The following is a 424-nucleotide window of genomic DNA, read 5'->3' as shown; positions in this document are numbered from 1 at the left end:
CTCGATATTGTAATTAAAAATAAAAACGGAAATGATTTCTTCTCTCTCGGTTACTACGATCAGGACGACTACCACATTCAAAGAGGACTTCGTATTAATGGTGATAGTCTCACCATATATTGTAGTGTAAACGCCAGGAGTGCTTCAGCGTGGTTTGAAAGCAGTAAAGCTATCATGGCAGAATCATTTGCAACTGGTTCCGATCATCAGGTTGTAGGTAATGACTCCAACTTATTGATAGTGTTTTATGTTCAGATAATGCCCGATGACTTTGTCATGCAGCTCCACCGATTTTGAGAACGACAGCGACTTCCGTCCCAGCCGTGCCAGGTGCTGCCTCAGATTCAGGTTATGCCGCTCAATTCGCTGCGTATATCGCTTGCTGATTACGTGCAGCTTTCCCTTCAGGCGGGATTCATACAGC

General features: G+C 44.3%; 1 protein-coding gene and 1 pseudogene. One reads left to right on the top strand and one right to left on the bottom strand.

Annotated elements, in window-relative coordinates:
- Positions 1-216 (top strand): annotated as a pseudogene (locus QC282_RS32165) (hypothetical protein); the annotation flags it as partial.
- Positions 217-231: 15 nt separating this feature from the next.
- Here the strand turns inward: QC282_RS32165 and QC282_RS32160 are convergent.
- On the bottom strand, positions 232-424 hold a 193-nt coding region (locus QC282_RS32160; protein WP_000718190.1), incomplete at its 5' end, for an IS1 family transposase.

This window comes from Streptomyces sp. DH24 (genome assembly GCF_029813775.1).
In the GTDB taxonomy this organism is placed as follows: Bacteria; Actinomycetota; Actinomycetes; order Streptomycetales; family Streptomycetaceae; genus Streptomyces.
This window is presented reverse-complemented; position numbering and strand designations above follow the sequence as displayed.